Genomic DNA, 19,287 nt, shown 5'->3' with positions numbered 1-19,287 from the left:
GGCCCGCATCCGTATGCGCACGGGGTCGTTTGCACGTACGTGCACACATACGACCCCTCCCGCCCCCGGCCGGCGTACCAGACCCCCATTCCCTCCATGCGTTCGTCGCAGGACACGGGGGCGGACCGCTCGGCCACGCCGATCTATGACGCGCTCTACTCGGAGTACCGCAGGTCGTTCAAGGCCCTTCCGGGCGACCGGACCGGCGAGGAGGATCTGGGCTTCACGGCCTTCGGCAGCACGTCCTTCGGCAGTGCCTCCTTCGGCAGCACGTCGTACGGCGCGCACCGTTCCGGCGACCGGCACGACCCGAGGCTCAACACCTTCGGCCAGCTGCACGTCTCCCGTTACGGCCACGAGCAGCACGGCACGGCGCACCAGCAGTTCCCGGCGGCACTGCCGCCGGGGCCGCGCAGGGGGCTCTGAACACAGCGCCGAACGGGCCGGGGCCCGCCTTCTTGAAGAAGGCGGGCCCCGGCCCGTTGGTGTGTCCGTGCCTACTTCTTGCGGCCGCGCTTCTCGCGCACCCGCACCGAGATGTGGATCGGCGTGCCGTCGAAGCCGAACTCCTCACGGAGCCTGCGCTCCACGAAGCGGCGGTAGCCGTGCTCGATGAAGCCGGAGGAGAACAGCACGAACCGCGGCGGCTTCGTGCCCGCCTGCGTGCCGAAGAGGATGCGGGGCTGCTTGCCGCCCCGGATCGGGTGCGGGTGGGCTGCCACCAGCTCGCCGAGGAAGGCGTTGAGCCGCCCGGTCGGTACGCGCGTCTCCCAGCCCTCGAGGGCCGTCTCGATCGCCGGGACGAGCTTCTCCATGTGGCGGCCGGTAGCGGCCGAGACGTTGACCCGCGGGGCCCACGCGACCTGGAGGAGCTCGGTCTCGATCTCCCGCTCCAGGTAGTAGCGGCGCTCCTCGTCGAGGGTGTCCCACTTGTTGTACGCGACGACGATGGCGCGGCCCGCCTCGACGGCCATCGTGACGATGCGCTGGTCCTGGACGCTGATCGACTCGCTCGCGTCGATCAGGATGACCGCGACCTCCGCCTTCTCGACGGCGGCGGCCGTGCGCAGCGAGGCGTAGTAGTCGGCGCCCTGCTGGAGGTGGACACGCTTGCGGATGCCCGCGGTGTCCACGAACTTCCAGACGACACCGCCGAGTTCGATGAGCTCGTCGACCGGGTCACGGGTGGTGCCCGCGATCTCGTTGACGACCACGCGGTCCTCGTTCGCCACCTTGTTGAGCAGGGACGACTTGCCGACGTTCGGGCGGCCGATGAGCGCGATGCGGCGCGGGCCGCCGATGGCGGTGCCGAAGCTCGACGCGGGCGCCTCGGGCAGGGCTTCGATGACGGCGTCCAGCATGTCGCCGGTGCCGCGGCCGTGCAGCGCGGAGACGGGGTACGGCTCGCCGAGGCCGAGGGCCCACAGGGCGGTGGCGTCGGCCTCGCCGGAGGGGCCGTCGACCTTGTTGGCGCACAGGACGACGGGCTTGCCGGACTTGCGGAGCAGGCGTACGACCGCCTCGTCCGTGTCGGTGGCGCCGACCGTGGCGTCCACGACGAAGACGACCGCGTCGGCCGCCTCGATCGCGTACTCGGCCTGGGCGGCGACGGAGGCGTCGATGCCGAGGACGTCCTGCTCCCAGCCGCCGGTGTCGACGAGCTTGAAGCGGCGGCCCGCCCACTCGGCCTCGTACGTCACGCGGTCGCGGGTGACGCCCGGCTTGTCCTCGACGACGGCCTCGCGGCGGCCGATGATGCGGTTGACGAGGGTCGACTTGCCGACGTTCGGGCGGCCGACCACCGCGAGGGCGGGCAGCGGGCCGTGGCCGGCCTCGCCGATCGCGCCTTCGACTTCCTCGGCGTCGAAGCCCTCCTCCGCGGCGAGCTCCATGAACTCCGCGTACTCGGCGTCGCCAAGCGCCCCGTGGTCAGGCTCGGCCGAGCCTTCGGGCTGGATCTGGTCGTTCATGAAGTCCGTACCTCTGTCGTGTTCGTGATCGGTGGACCGCCTCGCGACGGGCCACTACTGAAAGTCTCGCTCAGTGCCCGGTCAGGCGCCTGGCGTCGTCCAGGTGAGCGGTGAGCCGCTCCTGGATGCGCACGGTCGCCTCGTCGAGGACCTTGCGCGTACGCCGTCCGCCGCCGTCGCCCGCTTCGAAGGGGTCTCCGAAGACGACGTCGACCCTGCTGCGCAGCGGAGGCAGCCCCTTTATCAACCGTCCGCGCTTCTCCGTGCTTCCCAGGACCGCGACCGGAACGATCGGCGCTCCGCTGCGTACGGCGAAGTAGGCGAGGCCGGCGCGCAGCGAGGCGAAGTCGCCCTCGCCCCGGGTGCCCTCGGGGAAGATCCCGAGCACGCCGCCGTCGGCGAGCACGCCGAGGGCCTGCGTGATCGCCGTGCGGTCGGCGATGTCCCGGTCCACCTTGACCTGCCCGATGCCGTGCAGGAAGCGGTCGAGGGGGCCGACGAACGCTTCCTTCTTGATGAGGAAGTGCGTCGGCCTCGGTGCCGTCCCCATCACCATCGGGCCGTCGACGTTGTGCGAGTGGTTCACGGCCAGGATCACCGGGCCGGTCGCGGGGACCTTCCAGGCGCCGAGGACGCGGGGCTTCCACAGGCCGTACATGAGGCCGACGCCGATGCGGCGGCCGACCTCCGCACCCCGTTCCGACGGCGCCGCGGTCACTTCGCCGCCCGCTTCTCCTCGACGAGGGTGACGACGCACTCGATGACCTGCTGCAGCGTGAGCTCGGTGGTGTCCACCTCGACGGCGTCGCCGGCCTTGGCAAGGGGCGACGTCTTGCGGCTCGAGTCGGCCGTGTCCCGCTTGATGAGGGCCTCACGCGTGGCGGCGACGTCCGCGCCCTTGAGCTCGCCGCTGCGGCGGGCGGCGCGGGCCTCGGGCGAAGCCGTGAGGAAGATCTTCAGGTCGGCGTCGGGCAGGACCGTCGTACCGATGTCACGGCCCTCGACGACGATGCCCTTCTCGGCGGAGGCGGCGATGGTGCGCTGCAGCTCCGTGATGCGGGTGCGTACCTCGGGGACGGCGCTGACGGCGCTGACCTTGGAGGTGACCTCGGTGGTGCGGATCGGCCCTGCGACGTCCGTGCCGTCGACCGTGATGGTCGGGGCGAGGGGGTCGGTGCCGGAGATGATCTCGGGCTTGCCCGCGACCGCGGCGATGGCGGTGGGGTCCGTCAGCTCGATGCCGTTGTGGACCATCCACCAGGTGATCGCGCGGTACTGGGCGCCGGTGTCCAGGTAGCTGAGGCCGAGCTGGGCGGCGACGGCCTTCGAGGTGCTCGACTTGCCCGTGCCGGAGGGCCCGTCGATGGCGACGATCACTGCTGCGGGCGCCGGACCGGCGGTTTCCACGGTTTCCACGGGGTGCGAAACCTTTCTCAGGACGCGGGGGCGGGGTAGCGGGGCGCAGACACGCCCCGCACAAGGTTACTGGCTCCCGCGCGCACCTCTTACGGCCGGATGCCCCGGGCCTTTACTGCCGGATCGCCCAGCCCCGCTCCCGCAGCGCCGCGGTGAGCACCGGAACGGCCTTCGGCTCCACCATCAGCTGCATCAGGCCCGCCTGCTGTCCCGTCGCGTGCTCGATGCGTACGTCCTCGATGTTCACGCCGGCCCGGTCCGCGTCGGCGAAGATCCTCGCCAGCTGTCCCGGCTGGTCGTCGATGAGCACCGCGACGACCTCGTACGTCGTCGGGGCGGCGCCGTGCTTGCCGGGCACCCGGATCTGTCCCGCGTTCCCGCGCCGCAGCACGTTCTCGACCCCGGCGGCGCCCTCGCGCCGTTTGGCGTCGTCCGCGGACTGCAGGGCGCGCAGCGCCGTCACCGTCTCGTCGAGGTCGGTGGCGACGGCGGACAGGAGGTCGGCGACGGGGCCGGGGTTGGCCGACAGGATGTCGATCCACATGCCGGGGTCCGACGCCGCGATGCGCGTGACGTCACGGATGCCCTGTCCGCACAGGCGCACCGCCGTCTCCTCGGCGTTCTCCAGGCGTGCGGCGACCATGCTGGAGACCAGGTGCGGCATGTGCGAGACGAGCGCCACCGCGCGGTCGTGCGCGTCGGCGTCCATGACCACCGGCACGGCGCGGCAGAGGGCGACGAGCTCCAGGGCGAGGTTGAGGACCTCGGTGTCGGTGTCGCGGGTCGGCGTGAGGACCCAGGGCCGCCCCTCGAAGAGGTCGGCGGTGCCGGCCAGGGGGCCGCTGCGCTCGCGCCCGGACATGGGGTGCGTGCCGATGTACGGGGTGAGGTCGATGCCGAGGGCTTCGAGCTCGCGGCGCGGGCCGCCCTTGACGCTCGCCACGTCGAGGTAGCCGCGGGCCACGTCGCGCCGCATGACGTCGGCCAGGGTCGCCGCGACGTGCGCGGGCGGCACGGCGACGACGCACAGGTCGACCCGTCCCTCGGGTGCTTCGTCGGTGCCCGCGCCGAGCGCGGCCGCCGTGCGGGCCTGACCGGGGTCATGGTCGGCGAGGTGCACGGCCACGCCGCGTGAGACGAGGGCCAGGGCCGCGGAGGTGCCGATCAGGCCGGTGCCGATGACGAGGGCGGTTCTCACTGGGCGATGTCCTTGCGCAGGGTGGCCGCGGCGCCGAGGTAGACGTGCGTGATCTCGGCGCGGGGCTTCTCGGACTCGATGTGCGCGAGGACGCGGACCACGCGCGGCATGGCGCCCTCGATCTGCAGCTCCTGGGCGCAGATCAGCGGGACGTCCACGATGCCGAGCCTGCGGGCCGCCGCCGCGGGGAAGTCGCTGTGCAGGTCGGGCGTCGCGGTGAACCAGATGCTGATCAGGTCCTCCTGGCTCAGCCCGTTCCGCTCGAGGATGGCGGTGAGCAGCTCGCTGACCTGCTCGTCCATGTGGTCGGCCGCGTCCCGCTCCAGTTGGACGGCGCCCCGGACCGCTCGTACCGCCACAGTGCTGCTCCTCGCTCGCGTACTTATGACTGATGTACCGACAAGGGTAGTCAGGCCCCGGGGGACGGGTGCGCGGCGCCCGCCTGCCGAGACGGACGCCGCGTGCCTCACCGAGGTGGGGAGCACCGTGGGGTCAGAGCTTCTGCTCCTTGATGAGGTCCTCCAGGGAGCCGGACGGGACCTGCCCTTCCGGGGTCAGTTTGTCGACGGCCTGCGGCAGCTGCCGCGCGATCTGGTCGGCGGCCTCGTCACGGCTGACGCCCGCCTCGGTGGCGACCCTGTCCAGGGTCTCGTCGGGGACGGCCTGTTTGACGTGGTCCGGGCTCAGCGGCTGGTTGTCGCCCTTGCCGACCCAGGAGTCGAGCTGGTCCTGGCTGACCAGGCCCGACTTCGTGATCATGTCCATCAGGCCGCCCAGGGGATTGCCGCCCTGCCCGCCGGAGCCACCGGCACCGCCCGCTCCGCCGCCGAGGAGCCCGCCGAGCAGCGAGCCGAGGACGTTGCCGCCTCCGGAGCCGCCCTGGCCTCCTTGGCCGCCCTGGCCCCCTTGGCCGCCGCCGAGGAGACCGCCGAGAAGGCTTCCCAGATCGTTACCCGCCATGGTCGCGCCTTTCGAGTGAGTGACCGGGCCGGCGCATGGAGGGCGCGGGCCTCAGACCCTGTCAATGTCGCCCGAATCGCCCCCTGTCGCCACTTGGGCCGATTGGTGGGTGTTCAACTATGGACGCCGGGGCACGGGTCCGCTTGCATGGAGGAGCCGTCACGGCCCACGCCTCGGGGGAGGCCGCATGAAGCGCTCGGGACCGCTGTACACGCTTCTGGGGGGACTGCTGCTCGCCCTGTTCATGCTGTCGCTCAACGCGACGACAGGGGAGGGCAATACGTCGTACGGGAAGGACTCGCCCGGCGCCGCGTCGCCGGCGGCCCCGTCCGCGAAGCCCACCAAGAGCACGCCCGCACCCTCCGAGAGCCCCTCGAAGAGCGCGTCGAAGAGGCCGGCCGGGAAGTCCGAGTACGCGGGCCGCACGGCCGACGACGCCGCCGCGGTCTCCGTCTCGATCCGTGACGACAAGGCCATCGCGTACTACTGCAACGGCCGTGACGCCGAGTCCTGGCTGAAGGGCGACGTCAAGGACGACGGCACCATGCGCCTGACCGGCAAGAACGGCGCGAAGCTGGACGCCACCCTCGCCGACAACGCGGTCCGCGGCACGGTCGAGGTCAACAAGCAGCCGCGGGACTTCACCGCCGCGAGGGCCAAGAAGCCCTCCGGTCTGTACCGCGCGACCACCGAGGTGCGCGGCGCCGAGATCGACGGCGGCTGGATCGTCCTGCCCGACGGGCGGCAGGTCGGGATCCTCAAGGAGGACGGCACCCCGAAGCCCGCCCCGCGCCTCGACCCGGAGACCGGCGCCGTCCCGTACGACGGCGGCGAACTCACCGCCCGTCCCGTCGTGCCCTGACCCCGCTCCGCCCCGACCAGGGAGCCGCCATGAGCGTCGATCCGAACGCCGCGACACAGGGCGGCTTCGGCCCGCCCCCCGGTGCGGGCGAGCACCGCCGCCCGCACGCCGCCCGGTATCTCGTCCCCGCCCTGGTCGCCGCGGCCGTCGCGGTGGGCCTCGGGGTGTACGGCAAGGCGCACGACCCCGAGGGCACGGCCTTCAACCTCGCCGGGTTCAGCAGCACGAGCGCGGTCAAGGCGTGGCTCGGCACGACGGCGTTCGCCTTCGCCCTCGTCCAGATCGTCTCGGCGCTCATGGTGTACGGACGCCTGCCGGGACCGTCCTGGTCCTCGGCGCTGCACCGCTGGTCGGGCCGGATCGCGTTCCTGGTGTCGGTGCCCGTGGCGGTCCACTGCCTCTACGCACTCGGGTACCAGACGTACTCGACGCGGGTGATGTGGCACTCGCTGCTCGGCTGCTTCTTCTTCGGCGCGTTCAGCGCCAAGATGCTGCTGCTCCGCTCGGAGAAGCTGCCCGGCTGGTTGCTTCCGGTGGTCGGCGGCCTGGTCTTCGTGGTCCTCACGGTGGTCTGGTGGACGTCGGCGCTGTGGTTCTTCCGTACGTTCGGGGTGACGACATGAGCGCCGCGCGCCCGTCACGGCGCACGGTCCTCGCGGCGGGCGGCGCGGTCGCGCTGACCGCGGGATGCAGCAAGTACGGCGACGAGGGCGCGGACCCTGAGCCGCCGCCGGAGTCGGAGCCGGAGTCGGGGTCCGACTCGGGTGCGCCGTCGAAGTCGGGCGGCAAGAAGCAACCGCCGCCCGGGGGCGACGAGCTGGCGAAGACCTCCGACATCCCGGTCGGCGGCGGCAAGGTCTTCAAGGACGAGAAGGTCGTCGTGACCCAGCCCGAGAAGGGCGACTTCAAGGCGTTCTCCGCGATCTGCACCCACTCGGGCTGCACGGTCGGCGACGTCGCGGGCGGCACGATCAACTGCCCCTGCCACGGCAGCAAGTACAAGGTGGCGGACGCCTCGGTGGCGGGCGGCCCCGCGCCGCGCCCGCTGCCCCCGCGGAACATCACGGTCACCGGAAATTCGATCACCCTCGCCTAGCCGGTGGCCGTACGCTCCGGGCATGCACAGCCCTGAAGACGCCAAGGACCCGGCCCCGGATCTCGTACGCGACCACACCGTCTACGCCTGCGTGATGGGCTCGCGCGCCTTCGGACTGGCCACGGACGGCAGCGACACCGACCGCAGGGGCGTCTTCCTGGCCCCCACACCGCTCTTCTGGCGCTTCGAGAAGCCGCCCACGCACGTGGAAGGGCCGGCGGAGGAACAGTTCAGCTGGGAGGTGGAGCGGTTCTGCGAGCTGGCCCTGCGCGCCAACCCGAACATCCTGGAGTGCCTGCACTCCCCCTTGGTGGAACACGTCACGGACACCGGCCGTGAACTCCTCGCCCTGCGGGACGCGTTCCTCTCCCGGCACGCACACGACACGTTCGCCCGCTACGCCCTGGGCCAGCACAAGAAGCTCGAGGACGACGTACGCCTGCACGGCGCTCCCCGCTGGAAGCACGCCATGCACCTCCTGCGCCTCCTGACGAGCTGCCGCGACCTCCTGCGCACCGGCAGCCTCACGATCGACGTCGGCGACCAGCGCGAGCCGCTGCTCGCGGTCAAGCGCGGTGAGGTGTCCTGGCCGGAGGTCGAGTCGTGGATGCGGCGCCTCGCGCAGGAGGCGGAGACGGCGGCCGCCCGCTCTCCGCTGCCCGCCGAACCGGACCGGGAGCGGGTGGCGGACTTCCTGTTCCGCGTGCGCCGGGCGTCAGCCCTGGAGCCGTACGCGGACGACGAGGTCGTGCAGGGCGTCGAACGCACGGTGGGCACCGGGAAGCCCTGAGCCCGCCTGCGCCTCGTCGAGCACTCCGTGCAGCCGCTCCACGTCGGCGGCCACCCGCGCGCGGTCCACTTCGGCGCCGCCGTGCTCGGCCTCGCTCTTGGCGGCGACGAGGTCCGGCAGATAGGCGGGGGCCACGGAGTCGCCCGCTTCCGCCACGAGCGTGGGCAGATGGGCGAGCACGGTCCCGCTGCGCATCAGATGGATCCCGGTCAGCAGTACGCGGAACGTGTAGAGCAGCGGCTTGAGCTCGCCGTTCTTCTCGAAGAGCCGCCACTGGGTCCTGGCGAACCCGCGGTAGTGGTGGGCGTGATGGCTGGTGAGCACCGAGGGCGCCAGCGAGACGAGCTCCGCGTGGACGTCCGTCGTGTGCGCCACCAGCGGCGAGAGCAGCTGCTCCAGGACGTAGCCGTTGTGCCGCAGCATCAGGCGCACGAACTTGCGCAGGTCGTGCGTGACGAGGTCCATCTCCACGCCGTCGCTGTCCCACATCTCCGAGCGGGTCTCCTCCGGCTCCCGCAGGCCGATGAGCTCGGCCGCGGGCAGCAGATGCACCCCGCGCAGGTCCACGTCGGAGTCACGGGACGGGAAGCCGTAGAGGTGCGCCCCGGAGACCGTCGCGAACAGCAGGGGGTCCGTCTGCTCCGCCGCGACGGAAGCGAGATCGGCGTACAGGTCGGGGCCGAGGTCGACAGTCATGGCTCAAGAATCCCAGAGCGCCCCGAGTTCGAGGAGTTCGTCCCGGTACTCGATCCGCTCGGCCCACGCGGCGGGCCAGACGTCCGCGCCCAGGTGGGCTCCCGCGAACGCGCCGGTCAGACAGGCGATCGAGTCGGAGTCACCCGAGGTGCAGGCCGCCCGGCGCAGGGCGGTGAGGGGCTCGTCGGGGAACATCAGGAAGCACAGCAGGCCGGTGGCGAGCGCCTCTTCGGCTATCCAGCCCGCGCCGGTGGCCAGGCAGGGATCGGTCTCCGGGTTGGCGTCGCGCAGCGCGGCCGCGAGGCGTTCCAGGATCGCGAGACAGTCGTCCCAGCCGCGCGCGATGAAGTGCTCGGGGGTCGGGTCCTGGGAGCGGGTCCACAGGTCGCCGAGCCAGTCGTGGCGGTAGTCGGTGCGGTTCTCGATGGCGTACGAGCGCAGCAGGCCGACCAGTCCCATCGGTTCCGCGCCCTCGGCGAGCAGCCTGACCGCGTACCCGGTGAGGTCGCTGGCCGCGAGGGCGGTGGGGTGGCCGTGGGTGAGAGCGGACTGGAGCTGGGCGGCGCCGGAGCGCATGTCTTCCTTCAGCCACGGTATGAGCCCGAGCGGCGCCACCCGCATGTTCGCCCCGCACCCCTTGGAGTGCAGCTGGCTGGCGTCACGCCAGGGGCGGTCGGGATCGGCCAGCAGGTCACAGGCCTGCAAGCAGGTATTGCCGGGCGCCCGGTTGTTCTCCGGGTCGTGGTACCAGGCGACGTACTCCCTGCGCACGAGATGCGCGAACCGCTCGGGCCCGCAGAGGCTCCGCCCCGAAGCGGTCTTGAGCGCACGGCCCAATGCCAGCGTCATCTGGGTGTCGTCCGTGACGATCGCGGGCCGGGGCAGCTCCATCTCGCGCCAGGGCCCGCACTTGGAGAGGATCGACGGCACGTCGTTGAACTCGGTCGGGAAACCGAGCGCGTCCCCGAGGGCGAGGCCGATCAGGGATCCGGTGGCGGCACGCTTCATGAGGGGCTTCCTTCCGAAAGGGCGGTCGAGGGGCGCAGGAGGGGCGGGTGCAGGGCGGTGGCCGGGCCCGCCCGGTAGAGGGCCGCCGGTTTGCCCCGGCCGCCGGTCAGACGCGCGGCGCCGGGGATCGCCTCGACGAAGCCCGGGGTGCCGAGCGCCTTGCGCCGGAAGTTGGCCGGGTCGAGATCGGCGGCCCACACCGTCTCGTAGACCTGGCGCAGCTCGCCGAGCGTGAACTCGGGCGGGCAGAAGGCCGTGGCCAGGCCGGTGTACTCGAACTTGGCGCACACGCGGTCGTGGGCGTCGGCGAGGATCACGTCGTGGTCGAAGGCGAGCGGCCCCTGAGTGCCGTACGGCAGCCACTCCGCGCGGGCCGCGTCACTGCCCGCGTGCACCGCGGGCGGATCGGGGACGAGCGCGGCGAAGGCGACCGAGACGACCCGCATCCGCGGATCGCGGTCGGGTTCGCTGTAGGTGCGCAGCTGCTCCAGGTGGAGCCCCGAGCTGGCCGCGAGGCCGGTCTCCTCGGCGAGTTCGCGTCCCGCCGCGGTCTCGGCGGACTCGTCCGGCAGCACGAATCCGCCGGGCAGCGCCCAGCGTCCCGCGTACGGTTCCTGGCCGCGCTCGACGAGCAGCACGTGCAGGCGGCCCGCGCGGACGGTGAAGACGGCGAGGTCGACGGTGACGGCGAACGGCTCGAACGCGTACTTGTCGTAGCCCTGCATGACTCCCCCCTCTCCCTTTATGGTCAGCACGACTATAAATCCGCGAAGGTGGATTCCGCAACGAAAAAAAGGCGGCCGGCCCCTGCATCCGCAGGGACCGGCCGCCTTCGCCGACTCGCTCTCGCCTAGAGGTCGACTTCCTGCATCAGCATGCCGACCTCGGTGTTGGACAGCCTGCGCAGCCATCCCGACTTCTGGTCGCCGAGCGTGATCGGCCCGAAGGACGTCCGCACCAGCTTGTCGACCGGGAAGCCGGCCTCCGCGAGCATGCGGCGCACGATGTGCTTGCGGCCCTCGTGCAACGTCACCTCGACCAGGTAGTTCTTGCCGGTCTGCTCGACGACGCGGAAGTGGTCCGCACGGGCGTACCCGTCCTCGAGCTGGATGCCGTCCTTGAGCTGCTTGCCCAGGTCACGCGGGATCGGGCCGACGATGTGCGCGAGATAAACCTTCTTCACGCCGTACTTCGGGTGCGTGAGGCGATGGGCCAGCTCACCGTGGTTGGTGAGCAGGATGACGCCCTCGGTCTCGGTGTCGAGCCGTCCCACGTGGAAGAGCCGCGTCTCGCGGTTGGTCACGTAGTCGCCCAGGCACTGGCGGCCTTCGTTGTCCTCCATGGTGGAGACGACACCGGCGGGCTTGTTCAGCGAGAAGAACTGGTACGACTGCGTGGCGACCGTCAGGCCGTCCACCTTGATCTCGTCCTTCTCGGGGTCGACGCGCAGCCCCTGCTCCATCACGATCTCGCCGTTGACCTCGACGCGGGCCTCGTCGACGAGCTCCTCGCAGGCGCGGCGCGAGCCGTAGCCCGCGCGGGCGAGGATCTTCTGCAGGCGCTCGCCCTCCTGCTCGGCGCCGGGGAAGGTCTTGGGCGTGCTCACCTTCGGCTTGCCCGCGTAACGCTCGCGGTTGCGCTCTTCCTGCCGCGCGTCGTACTCACGGGACGTCGCGGGAGCTCCCGCGCCGCGCCGGTTGCCGCCCCTGGCCTGGCCCTGGGGCGCCCTGGGGCCGCCCTTGGCGCCGCCGCGCGCGGAGGCGCCGCGACCGGACTTCGGGCCGTCCTGGTTGCCGCCGGGGCCCACGTCGTAGCGACGCTCCTCGGGGCGCGGCTTCTTCGGCCTGCTCGGCCGGTCGTCGCGCCGGTCGTCACGCCGGTCATCGCGTCGGTCGTCGCGCCGGTCGTCCCGGCTGTTGCCGGCGCCGCGGTAGTTCCCGCGGCCGCCGCCGCTGCCGCGACCACCGCTGCTGCCACGGCTGCCGCTGTTGCCACCACGGCTCCCGCCGTTGTTTCCGCTGCTGTTCCTGCCGTTGCTGCTTCGCATCAAATTTCCGTTAGTCGGCTGTGTCCTGCGTGTACTCGTAACCCGGCGCATCGGGTGCGTCCGGATCGAACGACAGAGCGCCTTCCTGTGTCTCGGCCTCGATCGCCTCCGCCTCGGGGAGGAAGGGCGCGAGCTCCGGGAGCTCGTCCAGGCCGCGCAGGCCCATCCGCTCCAGAAAGTAGTTCGTCGTCCTGTACAGGATCGCACCTGTTTCGGGTTCCGCGCCCGCCTCCTCCACCAGACCCCGCTGGAGAAGCGTCCGCATCACCCCGTCACAGTTCACTCCGCGCACCGCGGAGACCCTCGACCGGCTGACCGGCTGGCGGTACGCGACGACCGCCAGGGTCTCCAGGGCCGCTTGGGTGAGCCGCGCCTGCTGCCCGTCGAGGACGAAGCGCTCGACGGCCGCGGAGTACTCGGGCCGCGTGTAGAACCGCCAGCCGCCCGCCACGAGCCGCAGCTCGAAGCCCCTGCGCTGCACGGTGTACTCGTCGGCGAGCTCCCGCACGGCGTCGGCGATCTGCCGCCGGGGCCGGTCGAGGATCTTGGCGAGGTGCTCCTCGGTGGCCGGTTCGTCGACGACCATCAGGACGGCCTCCAGGGCGGGCCGCAGCTCCAGATCGGCGACGGCGCTCACCAGATCACCCGCAGGACTCTCCGCACTCATGTGACCGTCTCCTCAGTCGTCTCACCCGGTGGATCGGGTGCGCGGTCGAACTCGTCGGTCACCGTCGGCTCGCCCTCGCCGTCCCCGCCGGTCCACCGCACCATCAGCTCGCCCAGGGCCTCGTCCTGGTCCAGCTCGACGGCCTTCTCCCGGTACAGCTCCAGGAGGGCCAGGAAGCGGGCGACGATCGTGAGGGTGTCCCCCGCGTCCTCGACGAGCACCTGGAAGCTGGCCTCGCCCCGCTCCCGGAGCCGGGCCACCACCACCCCGGCCTGCTCCTGCACGGAGACCAGCGGGGCGTGGATGTGGTCGACGTACACCTGGGGCTTCGCCCGCGGCTGCATCGCCTTCACGGCGAGCGCGGCGAACCCCGCGGCGCCGATGCTGATGACGACCTCGGGCAGCAGCTCGGCGTGGTGCGCCTCCAGGCCGACCGTGCGCGGATAGCGCCGCGCCTCCTCGTCGAGCCGCCCGCTGAAGATGTCGGCGATCTGCTTGTACGCGCGGTACTGCAGCAGCCGCGCGAAGAGCAGGTCTCGCGCTTCGAGCAGCGCCAGATCCGCTTCGTCCTCGACCTCGGCGGACGGCAGGAGCCGGGCCGCCTTGAGGTCGAGCAGGGTGGCGGCGACCACCAGGAACTCGGTGGTCTGATCCAGGTCCCAGTCGGGTCCCATGGCGCGGATGTACGCCATGAACTCGTCGGTCACCGTCGACAGGGCGACTTCGGTGACGTCCATCTTGTGCTTCGAGATGAGCTGGAGCAGCAGATCGAAGGGGCCTTCGAAGTTGGCGAGCCGAACCTTGAACCGCCCGTCGTCGGGCTCGGGGGAAGCCTCAGGATCGGGCGAAGCCTCGGACTCGGGGGACGCCTCGGGCTCGGGCGGCACCTCGGACTCGGCGGTCGCCTCCGGCTCCGGGATCGGCACCGGCTGCGGCTCCGGCTCGGGAGTCGGCTCCGGGATCGGCTCCGGCGCGGGCTCCGCGGGAGCCGCCCCGGGGCCACGCCCCAGCGCACGCCGACGGGCGGCCGGTGCGGAATCGTCGTTCAGGGGCATCGGCGGGAACGCTACCGCTACCGCCCGCGAAGCCGTCGTACGAGAATGCTCGCGTCCCCGCGGGACTCAAGATCCGCGAGAACGACGGCCACCGCCTCGCGCACGATGCGTCCGCGGTCGACAGCGAGTCCGTGCTCGCCCCGGAGCACCAGACGCGCGTGCTCGAGGTCCATCAGCTCCTCGGCGGAGACGTACACGGTGATCTTCTCGTCGTGCCGCTCGCGCCCGCTGGGCCGCCGGTTGGCCGCCCGCGCTCGCCGCCGCGCCTGTGCCGTGGAGGAGGAGTTCGCGGACCGGCCGCCGCCGCTCTGTGCCGCGGCGCCTTCCTGGCCCCGGGCGGGAGCACGCCCTTCCTTCTCGGCGTCGGCGGCGGCCGACCGGGTGCGGGACTCGCCCGACTCCGCGTCGGCGGCGCCGTGTTCGGCGGCGTCCGTGCCTTCTTGCGACGAGACGCTGCCGTGCGCGTCGACGGCGGCGGCCTCGTCGCTCTCGCCCGCGGGCCCCGGCACCCGCGCCTCGCCGTTGGTCTGGCGTCGCGGGGACGAGGACTGCAGCGCCATCCCCCCGGTCGTACGGAACAGTTCGTCGGCCCCCGGCAGACTCACTCGGCGTGACACCGGGCGAGCACCTCCCTGGCGAGCTGGCGATAAGCGGCCGCGCCGACCGAGTTCGATGCGTACGTCGTGATCGGCTCACCGGCGACCGTGGTCTCCGGGAAGCGCACCGTGCGTCCGATCACCGTGTGGTACACGTGATCGTCGAAGGCCTCGACCACCCGCGCGAGCACCTCACGGCTGTGCACCGTGCGGGAGTCGTACATGGTGGCCAGGATGCCGTCGAGCTCCAGGTCGGGGTTGAGCCGCTCCTGGACCTTCTCGATGGTCTCCGTCAGCAGGGCCACACCGCGCAGCGCGAAGAACTCGCACTCGAGCGGCACTATCACCTTGTGGGCCGCCGTCAGGGCGTTCACGGTGAGCAGACCGAGCGAGGGCTGACAGTCGATCACGATGTAGTCGTAGTCCTGCATCAGCGGCTTCAGCGCCCGCTGGAGCGTGGACTCGCGCGCGACCTCGCTCACCAACTGCACTTCGGCGGCCGACAGGTCGATGTTGCTGGGCAGCAGGTCCATGTTCGGGACCGCCGTCTTCAGCAGCACCTCGTCCGCCGACATGCCCCGCTCCATGAGCAGGTTGTAGACCGTGAGGTCCAGCTCCATCGGGTTCACCCCGAGGCCCACGGAAAGGGCGCCCTGCGGGTCGAAGTCGACGAGCAGGACCCGGCGTCCGTACTCCGCGAGCGCGGCACCCAGGTTGATGGTCGACGTCGTCTTGCCCACGCCGCCCTTCTGGTTGCACATCGCGATGATCTTCGCGGGACCGTGATCGGTCAGCGGACCCGGGATCGGGAAGTACGGCAGCGGGCGTCCCGTGGGACCGATGCGCTCACGGCGCTGACGGGCCGCGTCCGGGGCCAGCGTGGCCGCGTACTCGGGATCGGGCTCGTACTCGGCGTCAGGGTCGTAGAAGTGCCCCTGGGGCAGTTCCTCGTAGTCGGCGAGTTGGGTGTGGGTGGTGTTATCGCCACTCCGGTCGCCGGCCATGGCGTTCACGTGATGGCCATCCATGCTCTGGGTTGCAGTCGGTGTCGGCTGCGGTTTCTGGCGGGCTGCGAAGGTGCGGACAGCGACGGAGCCGACAGCCTCGAGCCCCACGGGTCCTTGGCCGCGCTCAGACATTCCTGGTTGACCACCCCCGGGAGCAAATGTCGACTCATTCACAAGTCGTCTTACCTCCTTGGTGACCAGGAAATTTCTCGATAGGTCAGCGTGGCACCATGCCGACGGTTGGCGACTCTATGGCGTGTCACCGCTCCGCAGCAACACAATCCGCCGGACCCGGCCCGATGTGTCGGCAATCGAACGCCCCCATGTCAAGGGTGCGCGGCGTGCCGTCGGCACAATTCCGTGGGGTGCGAATCGGTTAAAGGGTTACGTTCAAGGCGAGTTGACCATGTCCATGGACATACGCATACGGCCGGACCCCTCTCAAGGTCCGGCCGTTGGCGTGAGATTGACGACTTTCGTTGACGAAAGCGGTCCGGTTCAGCCGATGAGCGCCTCGAGCTCGACGTGCTCGAGACCGTGCGCCTCGGCGACCTCCTTGTAAACGACCTTGCCGTCATGGGTGTTGAGGCCCAGGCCAAGCGCCTTGTCGCGGCGGATCGCCTCGGCCCAGCCGCGGTTCGCCAGCTCGACGATGTACGGCATCGTCGCGTTGGTCAGCGCGTACGTCGAGGTGTTGGGCACCGCGCCGGGCATGTTGGCGACGCAGTAGAACACCGAGTTGTGGACCGGGAAGGTCGGCTCGGCGTGCGTCGTCGGGTGCGAGTCCTCGAAGCAGCCGCCCTGGTCGATCGCGATGTCGACAAGGACACTTCCCGGCTTCATCCGCGAGACGAGCTCGTTGGTGACGAGCTTGGGCGCCTTGGCACCCGGGATGAGGACGGCGCCGATGACGAGGTCGGCCTCGATGCAGGCCTTCTCGAGCTCGAAGGCGTTGGAGACGACGGTCTGGATCTTCGTGCCGAAGATCTTGTCCGCCTCCTTGAGCTTGTTGATGTCCTTGTCGAGCAGGGTCACGTGGAAGCCCATGCCGATGGCGATCTGCATGGCGTTCCAGCCGGAGACGCCGCCGCCGATGACGACGGCCTTGCCGGCCGCGACGCCGGGGACACCGCCGGGCAAGACACCGCGGCCGCCGTTGGCGGCCATCAGGTGGTAGGCGCCGACCTGCGGGGCGAGGCGGCCCGCGACCTCGGACATCGGGGCGAGCAGCGGGAGCGCACGGTTCGCGGTCTCGACGGTCTCGTACGCGATGGCGGTCGTGCCGGACTCCAGGAGGGCGTCCGTGCACTCCTTGGAGGCGGCCAGGTGCAGGTAGGTGAAGAGGGTCTGGTCCTTGCGGAGGCGGTGGTACTCCTCCGCGATGGGCTCCTTGACCTTCAGGAGGAGGTCGGCGGTGGCCCAGACCTCGTCGGCGGTGTCCAGGATGACGGCGCCCGCGGAGACGTACTCCGCGTCCGTGATCGAGGAGCCGACACCGGCGTCCCGCTCGATGACGACCTGGTGGCCGTGGCGCACCAGCTCGTGCACACCGGCGGGGGTGATGGCCACCCGGAACTCGTTGTTCTTGACCTCGCGGGGGATGCCGACCTTCACGTCGATCACGGTCCTCTTGGCTCAGGGATTCTTCGGGCAATGCACTACATACCGATACACAAGAGGGCGCATCGGAGACACCACGGATGTACGCGGCGGAGCCAGTCTAATGAAGGACTTCTCGCTGTCTAGCCTTTCAATGCATCAATCTTCTGCGGCAGCGCTACGGATTTCGCAGGTAGGAGCCCCGCCTGCGCCTTTCGGTCGTTTCTCGGCCGCCGACCCTGTGGCCTCTGTGACGTCCGCGACCCCTGTGGCGTCAGCGAGCTCCGTTCCCAGCATCCGCTCGGCGGCGCCCCGGTGCAGCCGGGCGGCCGCCGGGTCGCCCAGGTGATCCAGGGTGTCGGCCAGCCTGAGCTGCAGCGCCGCCTGGAGCCGTACGTCGTCGGCCTGCCGCGCCAGCTCGACGGCCTCCTGGCAGGTGCGCAGCGACTCCTCGGGCCGCCCCGCGTACTCCTGCACCCGCGCCAGTTCGCTCAACGCACGTGCCCGGCCCGCCACATCGCCGGTCTTGCGGTGCCCGGTGACGGCCGAGCTCCAGTTGCGCAGGGCCTCTCCGTAGCGGCCCGCGTACGTGTGCACCGTGCCGATGCGGCCGTAGAGGCGGGCGGCGTCGGTGCGCTCGTCCCGCGCGAGCCGGTGGGCGAGGGCGCGGCCGAACCAGTCGGATGCCCGCGACCAGTCCCCCAGCTCCTGGTAGGCACCGCCTACGGATTCCATCGCGCGGCCGGTCGCGTACGGATCATTTGCCTCCCGTCCGGCGTCCAGAGCGAGGCGATATCGCACCAGCGCACCCTGCGTACGTCCCGTCCTCGCGTCCAGATCGGCGAGGTTCAGGAGGGCCGCCGCCTTCTCGCGGGGCAGCTTCCTGCGCTCGGCCACGTCCAGGACGAGGCGGTGGATGCCGTACAGGTCGGGAGCGGCGTCCTCCGTGCCCCGGTGGGCGACCAGGGCCCGCGTCAGGGCCGCCATCAGGCGCCGGGCGAGGGTGTCCAGCTCCCCGTCGGCCACCGCGAGGCGGGCGGCGGCGAGCAGGGCGGGGCGGCGGATGTGCAGCCACTCAAAGGCGGCCGCGGGGTTGGGGAAGCGCAGGGCGCGCGGCAGGCCGGCGAGCTTCTTGCGGGAGGCCGAGCCGTCCGGCTCCGTGATCGCCCGGCAGGACTGCAGGAGGCGTACGGTCCGCTCCAGCATCCTGGCCCGCGCCAGCTGGATCTCCGCGGGCCGGTCCTGGGTCTCGGTGCGCGCACGGAGCAGCGGCACCAGGCAGCCGGGCAGCTCGTACTGCGGGAGGGGCGACGGCACGGCCCTGATCAGGCCGAGCTTCACGAAGTCGTCCAGGGTCGTGCGGGCGGCGGAGACGGAGCAGCCCGCGAGCGCGGACGCGGTGTGCGGGTCGACGTGACCGGCGGGGGCCAGCGAGAGGAGACGCAGTATCCGCGCGGCGGCTCCCGGCAGCGAGGTGTACGACAGCTCGAACATCCGGGCAAGGGCGCCGGAGGCCGACTCGTCCCCCGGCCGGTCGTGCACCTGCTTGGCCAGGTCGGCGACGGCCGCCTTGGGCCGCCCGCAGAGCCAGCCGCCGGCCAGGACGAGCGCGGCGGGGTGCGCGGCGCACGCCTCGACCAGGCTCTCCGCGGACCGCGGGTCGACGGTGATGCGCACCGGGCCCGCCGCGCGGGAGAGCAGTTCGACCGCCGCGGGGGTGTCGAGGCCGCCCAGCGTGCACGGCCGCACGTCCGGGATGCCGGTGAGCGGCCCTTCCGAGACGGCGACGGCCAGGCACTCCGGTGCGTCCGGGATCAGCGGGTCGACCTGCTCGGCGTCCGCCGCGCCGTCCAGGAGGAGCAGGGCCCTGCGGCCCGAGAGCGCGTCCCTGAGCACTTCGGAGAGCTCGTCCTCGTCGGCGCCCGCGGGGGCCGGGACGCCGAGGGCGTCCAGGAGTTCGCGTGCGGTGCGGTCCGTGGGCACGCGCGTGCCGTCGGGTTCGGTGAGGTGGGCGCGGAGCACCCCGTCGGGGTAGTTCTCGGCGACCTGCCGCGCGAGTTCCTCGGCGAGCGAGGTGCGGCCCGATCCGGGGCGGCCCGCGATGAGCAGGACGCGGGCGCGCGGCGCCTTGCGGCCCGAGATGGTGTCGAGCCCCGCGCGGTCGATGTCGGCGCGGAGCTCTTTCAACTCCCTGCGCCTGCCGACGAATCGGCCGTCGTCGGAAGTCTGGGCCGGGGCGGGCCGCGGCACCGCGCCGCCCGCTGCCGATCCGTCCGTGTCGACCGCCTGATCCGTCACGGGCCATGCTCCGTCCGCCTGC

21 protein-coding genes are annotated in these 19,287 nt (G+C 71.5%); 5 read left to right on the top strand and 16 right to left on the bottom strand.

The annotated features are described in order from the left end of the window. Window positions 1-96: 96 nt before the first annotated feature. On the top strand, window positions 97-426 hold the full coding sequence (locus ABZ906_RS41950) for a hypothetical protein (RefSeq protein ID WP_361391870.1): 330 nt from the start codon (window positions 97-99) through the stop codon (window positions 424-426). Between the two features lie 71 nt (window positions 427-497). Here the strand turns inward: ABZ906_RS41950 and der are convergent, their stop codons facing one another. From der to ABZ906_RS41920, 6 genes are all read right to left on the bottom strand, one after another. Next, the gene (gene der, locus ABZ906_RS41945; RefSeq protein ID WP_361195861.1) at window positions 498-1,970 is read right to left on the bottom strand and encodes a ribosome biogenesis GTPase Der; all 1,473 of its coding nucleotides are present in this window, start codon (window positions 1,968-1,970) and stop codon (window positions 498-500) included. A 70-nt stretch (window positions 1,971-2,040) separates the two neighbouring features. Then, a complete protein-coding gene (locus ABZ906_RS41940) occupies window positions 2,041-2,727 on the bottom strand; it encodes a lysophospholipid acyltransferase family protein (protein ID WP_361195862.1) in 687 nt (228 codons plus the stop codon). Beyond that, entirely contained in the window at window positions 2,685-3,377 is a 693-nt protein-coding gene (cmk, locus tag ABZ906_RS41935; protein ID WP_361195934.1) for a (d)CMP kinase, read from the bottom strand. Before cmk ends, ABZ906_RS41940 begins: the two co-directional genes overlap by 43 nt. 121 nt (window positions 3,378-3,498) lie before the next feature. After that, window positions 3,499-4,584 carry a prephenate dehydrogenase gene (locus ABZ906_RS41930; protein ID WP_361391867.1) on the bottom strand — a complete coding sequence of 362 codons (1,086 nt, stop codon included), beginning with the start codon at window positions 4,582-4,584 and terminating at the stop codon, window positions 3,499-3,501. After that, on the bottom strand, window positions 4,581-4,943 hold the full coding sequence (gene aroH, locus ABZ906_RS41925) for a chorismate mutase (RefSeq protein WP_361195866.1): 363 nt from the start codon (window positions 4,941-4,943) through the stop codon (window positions 4,581-4,583). The genes ABZ906_RS41930 and aroH overlap by 4 nt, the downstream gene beginning before the upstream one ends. A gap of 133 nt (window positions 4,944-5,076) precedes the next feature. Then, entirely contained in the window at window positions 5,077-5,544 is a 468-nt protein-coding gene (locus ABZ906_RS41920) for a YidB family protein (protein ID WP_361391864.1), read from the bottom strand. A 187-nt stretch (window positions 5,545-5,731) separates the two neighbouring features. On the opposite strand from ABZ906_RS41920, the gene ABZ906_RS41915 reads away from it, so the two are divergent. From ABZ906_RS41915 to ABZ906_RS41900, 4 genes are read left to right on the top strand one after another with little or no spacing between them, the layout of a single operon-like run. After that, window positions 5,732-6,406 carry a hypothetical protein gene (locus ABZ906_RS41915; protein WP_361391861.1) on the top strand — a complete coding sequence of 225 codons (675 nt, stop codon included), beginning with the start codon at window positions 5,732-5,734 and terminating at the stop codon, window positions 6,404-6,406. A 29-nt stretch (window positions 6,407-6,435) separates the two neighbouring features. Continuing rightward, the gene (locus ABZ906_RS41910; RefSeq protein ID WP_361195871.1) at window positions 6,436-7,029 is read left to right on the top strand and encodes a DUF6529 family protein; all 594 of its coding nucleotides are present in this window, start codon (window positions 6,436-6,438) and stop codon (window positions 7,027-7,029) included. After that, entirely contained in the window at window positions 7,026-7,502 is a 477-nt protein-coding gene (locus ABZ906_RS41905) for a Rieske (2Fe-2S) protein (RefSeq protein WP_361195872.1), read from the top strand. The genes ABZ906_RS41910 and ABZ906_RS41905 overlap by 4 nt, the downstream gene beginning before the upstream one ends. 22 nt (window positions 7,503-7,524) lie before the next feature. Beyond that, the gene (locus ABZ906_RS41900; RefSeq protein WP_361391858.1) at window positions 7,525-8,292 is read left to right on the top strand and encodes a nucleotidyltransferase domain-containing protein; all 768 of its coding nucleotides are present in this window, start codon (window positions 7,525-7,527) and stop codon (window positions 8,290-8,292) included. On the opposite strand, the gene ABZ906_RS41895 is transcribed toward ABZ906_RS41900, so the two are convergent. From ABZ906_RS41895 to ABZ906_RS41850, 10 genes are all read right to left on the bottom strand, one after another. Beyond that, on the bottom strand, window positions 8,218-8,988 hold the full coding sequence (locus ABZ906_RS41895) for a nucleotidyltransferase domain-containing protein (RefSeq protein ID WP_361391854.1): 771 nt from the start codon (window positions 8,986-8,988) through the stop codon (window positions 8,218-8,220). The genes ABZ906_RS41900 and ABZ906_RS41895 overlap by 75 nt on opposite strands. Before the next feature lie 3 nt (window positions 8,989-8,991). Then, a complete protein-coding gene (locus ABZ906_RS41890; protein WP_361391851.1) occupies window positions 8,992-9,996 on the bottom strand; it encodes an ADP-ribosylglycohydrolase family protein in 1,005 nt (334 codons plus the stop codon). Further along, complete coding sequence (locus tag ABZ906_RS41885) at window positions 9,993-10,721, bottom strand: NUDIX domain-containing protein (RefSeq protein ID WP_361391848.1); 729 nt, start codon at window positions 10,719-10,721, stop codon at window positions 9,993-9,995. The genes ABZ906_RS41890 and ABZ906_RS41885 overlap by 4 nt, the downstream gene beginning before the upstream one ends. A 125-nt stretch (window positions 10,722-10,846) precedes the next feature. Next, the gene (locus ABZ906_RS41880; protein WP_361391845.1) at window positions 10,847-12,043 is read right to left on the bottom strand and encodes a pseudouridine synthase; all 1,197 of its coding nucleotides are present in this window, start codon (window positions 12,041-12,043) and stop codon (window positions 10,847-10,849) included. Window positions 12,044-12,053: 10 nt separating this feature from the next. Continuing rightward, the gene (gene scpB / locus ABZ906_RS41875) at window positions 12,054-12,710 is read right to left on the bottom strand and encodes an SMC-Scp complex subunit ScpB (protein ID WP_361195883.1); all 657 of its coding nucleotides are present in this window, start codon (window positions 12,708-12,710) and stop codon (window positions 12,054-12,056) included. Then, complete coding sequence (locus ABZ906_RS41870) at window positions 12,707-13,765, bottom strand: segregation/condensation protein A (RefSeq protein WP_361391842.1); 1,059 nt, start codon at window positions 13,763-13,765, stop codon at window positions 12,707-12,709. The genes scpB and ABZ906_RS41870 overlap by 4 nt, the downstream gene beginning before the upstream one ends. A 17-nt stretch (window positions 13,766-13,782) precedes the next feature. Next, the gene (locus ABZ906_RS41865; RefSeq protein WP_361195886.1) at window positions 13,783-14,382 is read right to left on the bottom strand and encodes a hypothetical protein; all 600 of its coding nucleotides are present in this window, start codon (window positions 14,380-14,382) and stop codon (window positions 13,783-13,785) included. Beyond that, complete coding sequence (locus tag ABZ906_RS41860) at window positions 14,367-15,500, bottom strand: ParA family protein (protein ID WP_361195888.1); 1,134 nt, start codon at window positions 15,498-15,500, stop codon at window positions 14,367-14,369. The genes ABZ906_RS41865 and ABZ906_RS41860 overlap by 16 nt, the downstream gene beginning before the upstream one ends. Window positions 15,501-15,866: 366 nt before the next feature. Further along, window positions 15,867-16,982, bottom strand: coding sequence for an alanine dehydrogenase (gene ald / locus ABZ906_RS41855; protein ID WP_361392067.1), 1,116 nt, complete (start codon window positions 16,980-16,982; stop codon window positions 15,867-15,869). A gap of 144 nt (window positions 16,983-17,126) precedes the next feature. After that, window positions 17,127-19,217, bottom strand: a complete 2,091-nt coding sequence (locus ABZ906_RS41850) for a tetratricopeptide repeat protein (RefSeq protein WP_361392064.1) — start codon at window positions 19,215-19,217, stop codon at window positions 17,127-17,129. Between the last annotated feature and the right edge of the window lie 70 nt (window positions 19,218-19,287).

Source organism: Streptomyces sp. NPDC046925 (assembly GCF_040644915.1).
Taxonomy (GTDB): Bacteria; Actinomycetota; Actinomycetes; order Streptomycetales; family Streptomycetaceae; genus Streptomyces.
This window is presented reverse-complemented; position numbering and strand designations above follow the sequence as displayed.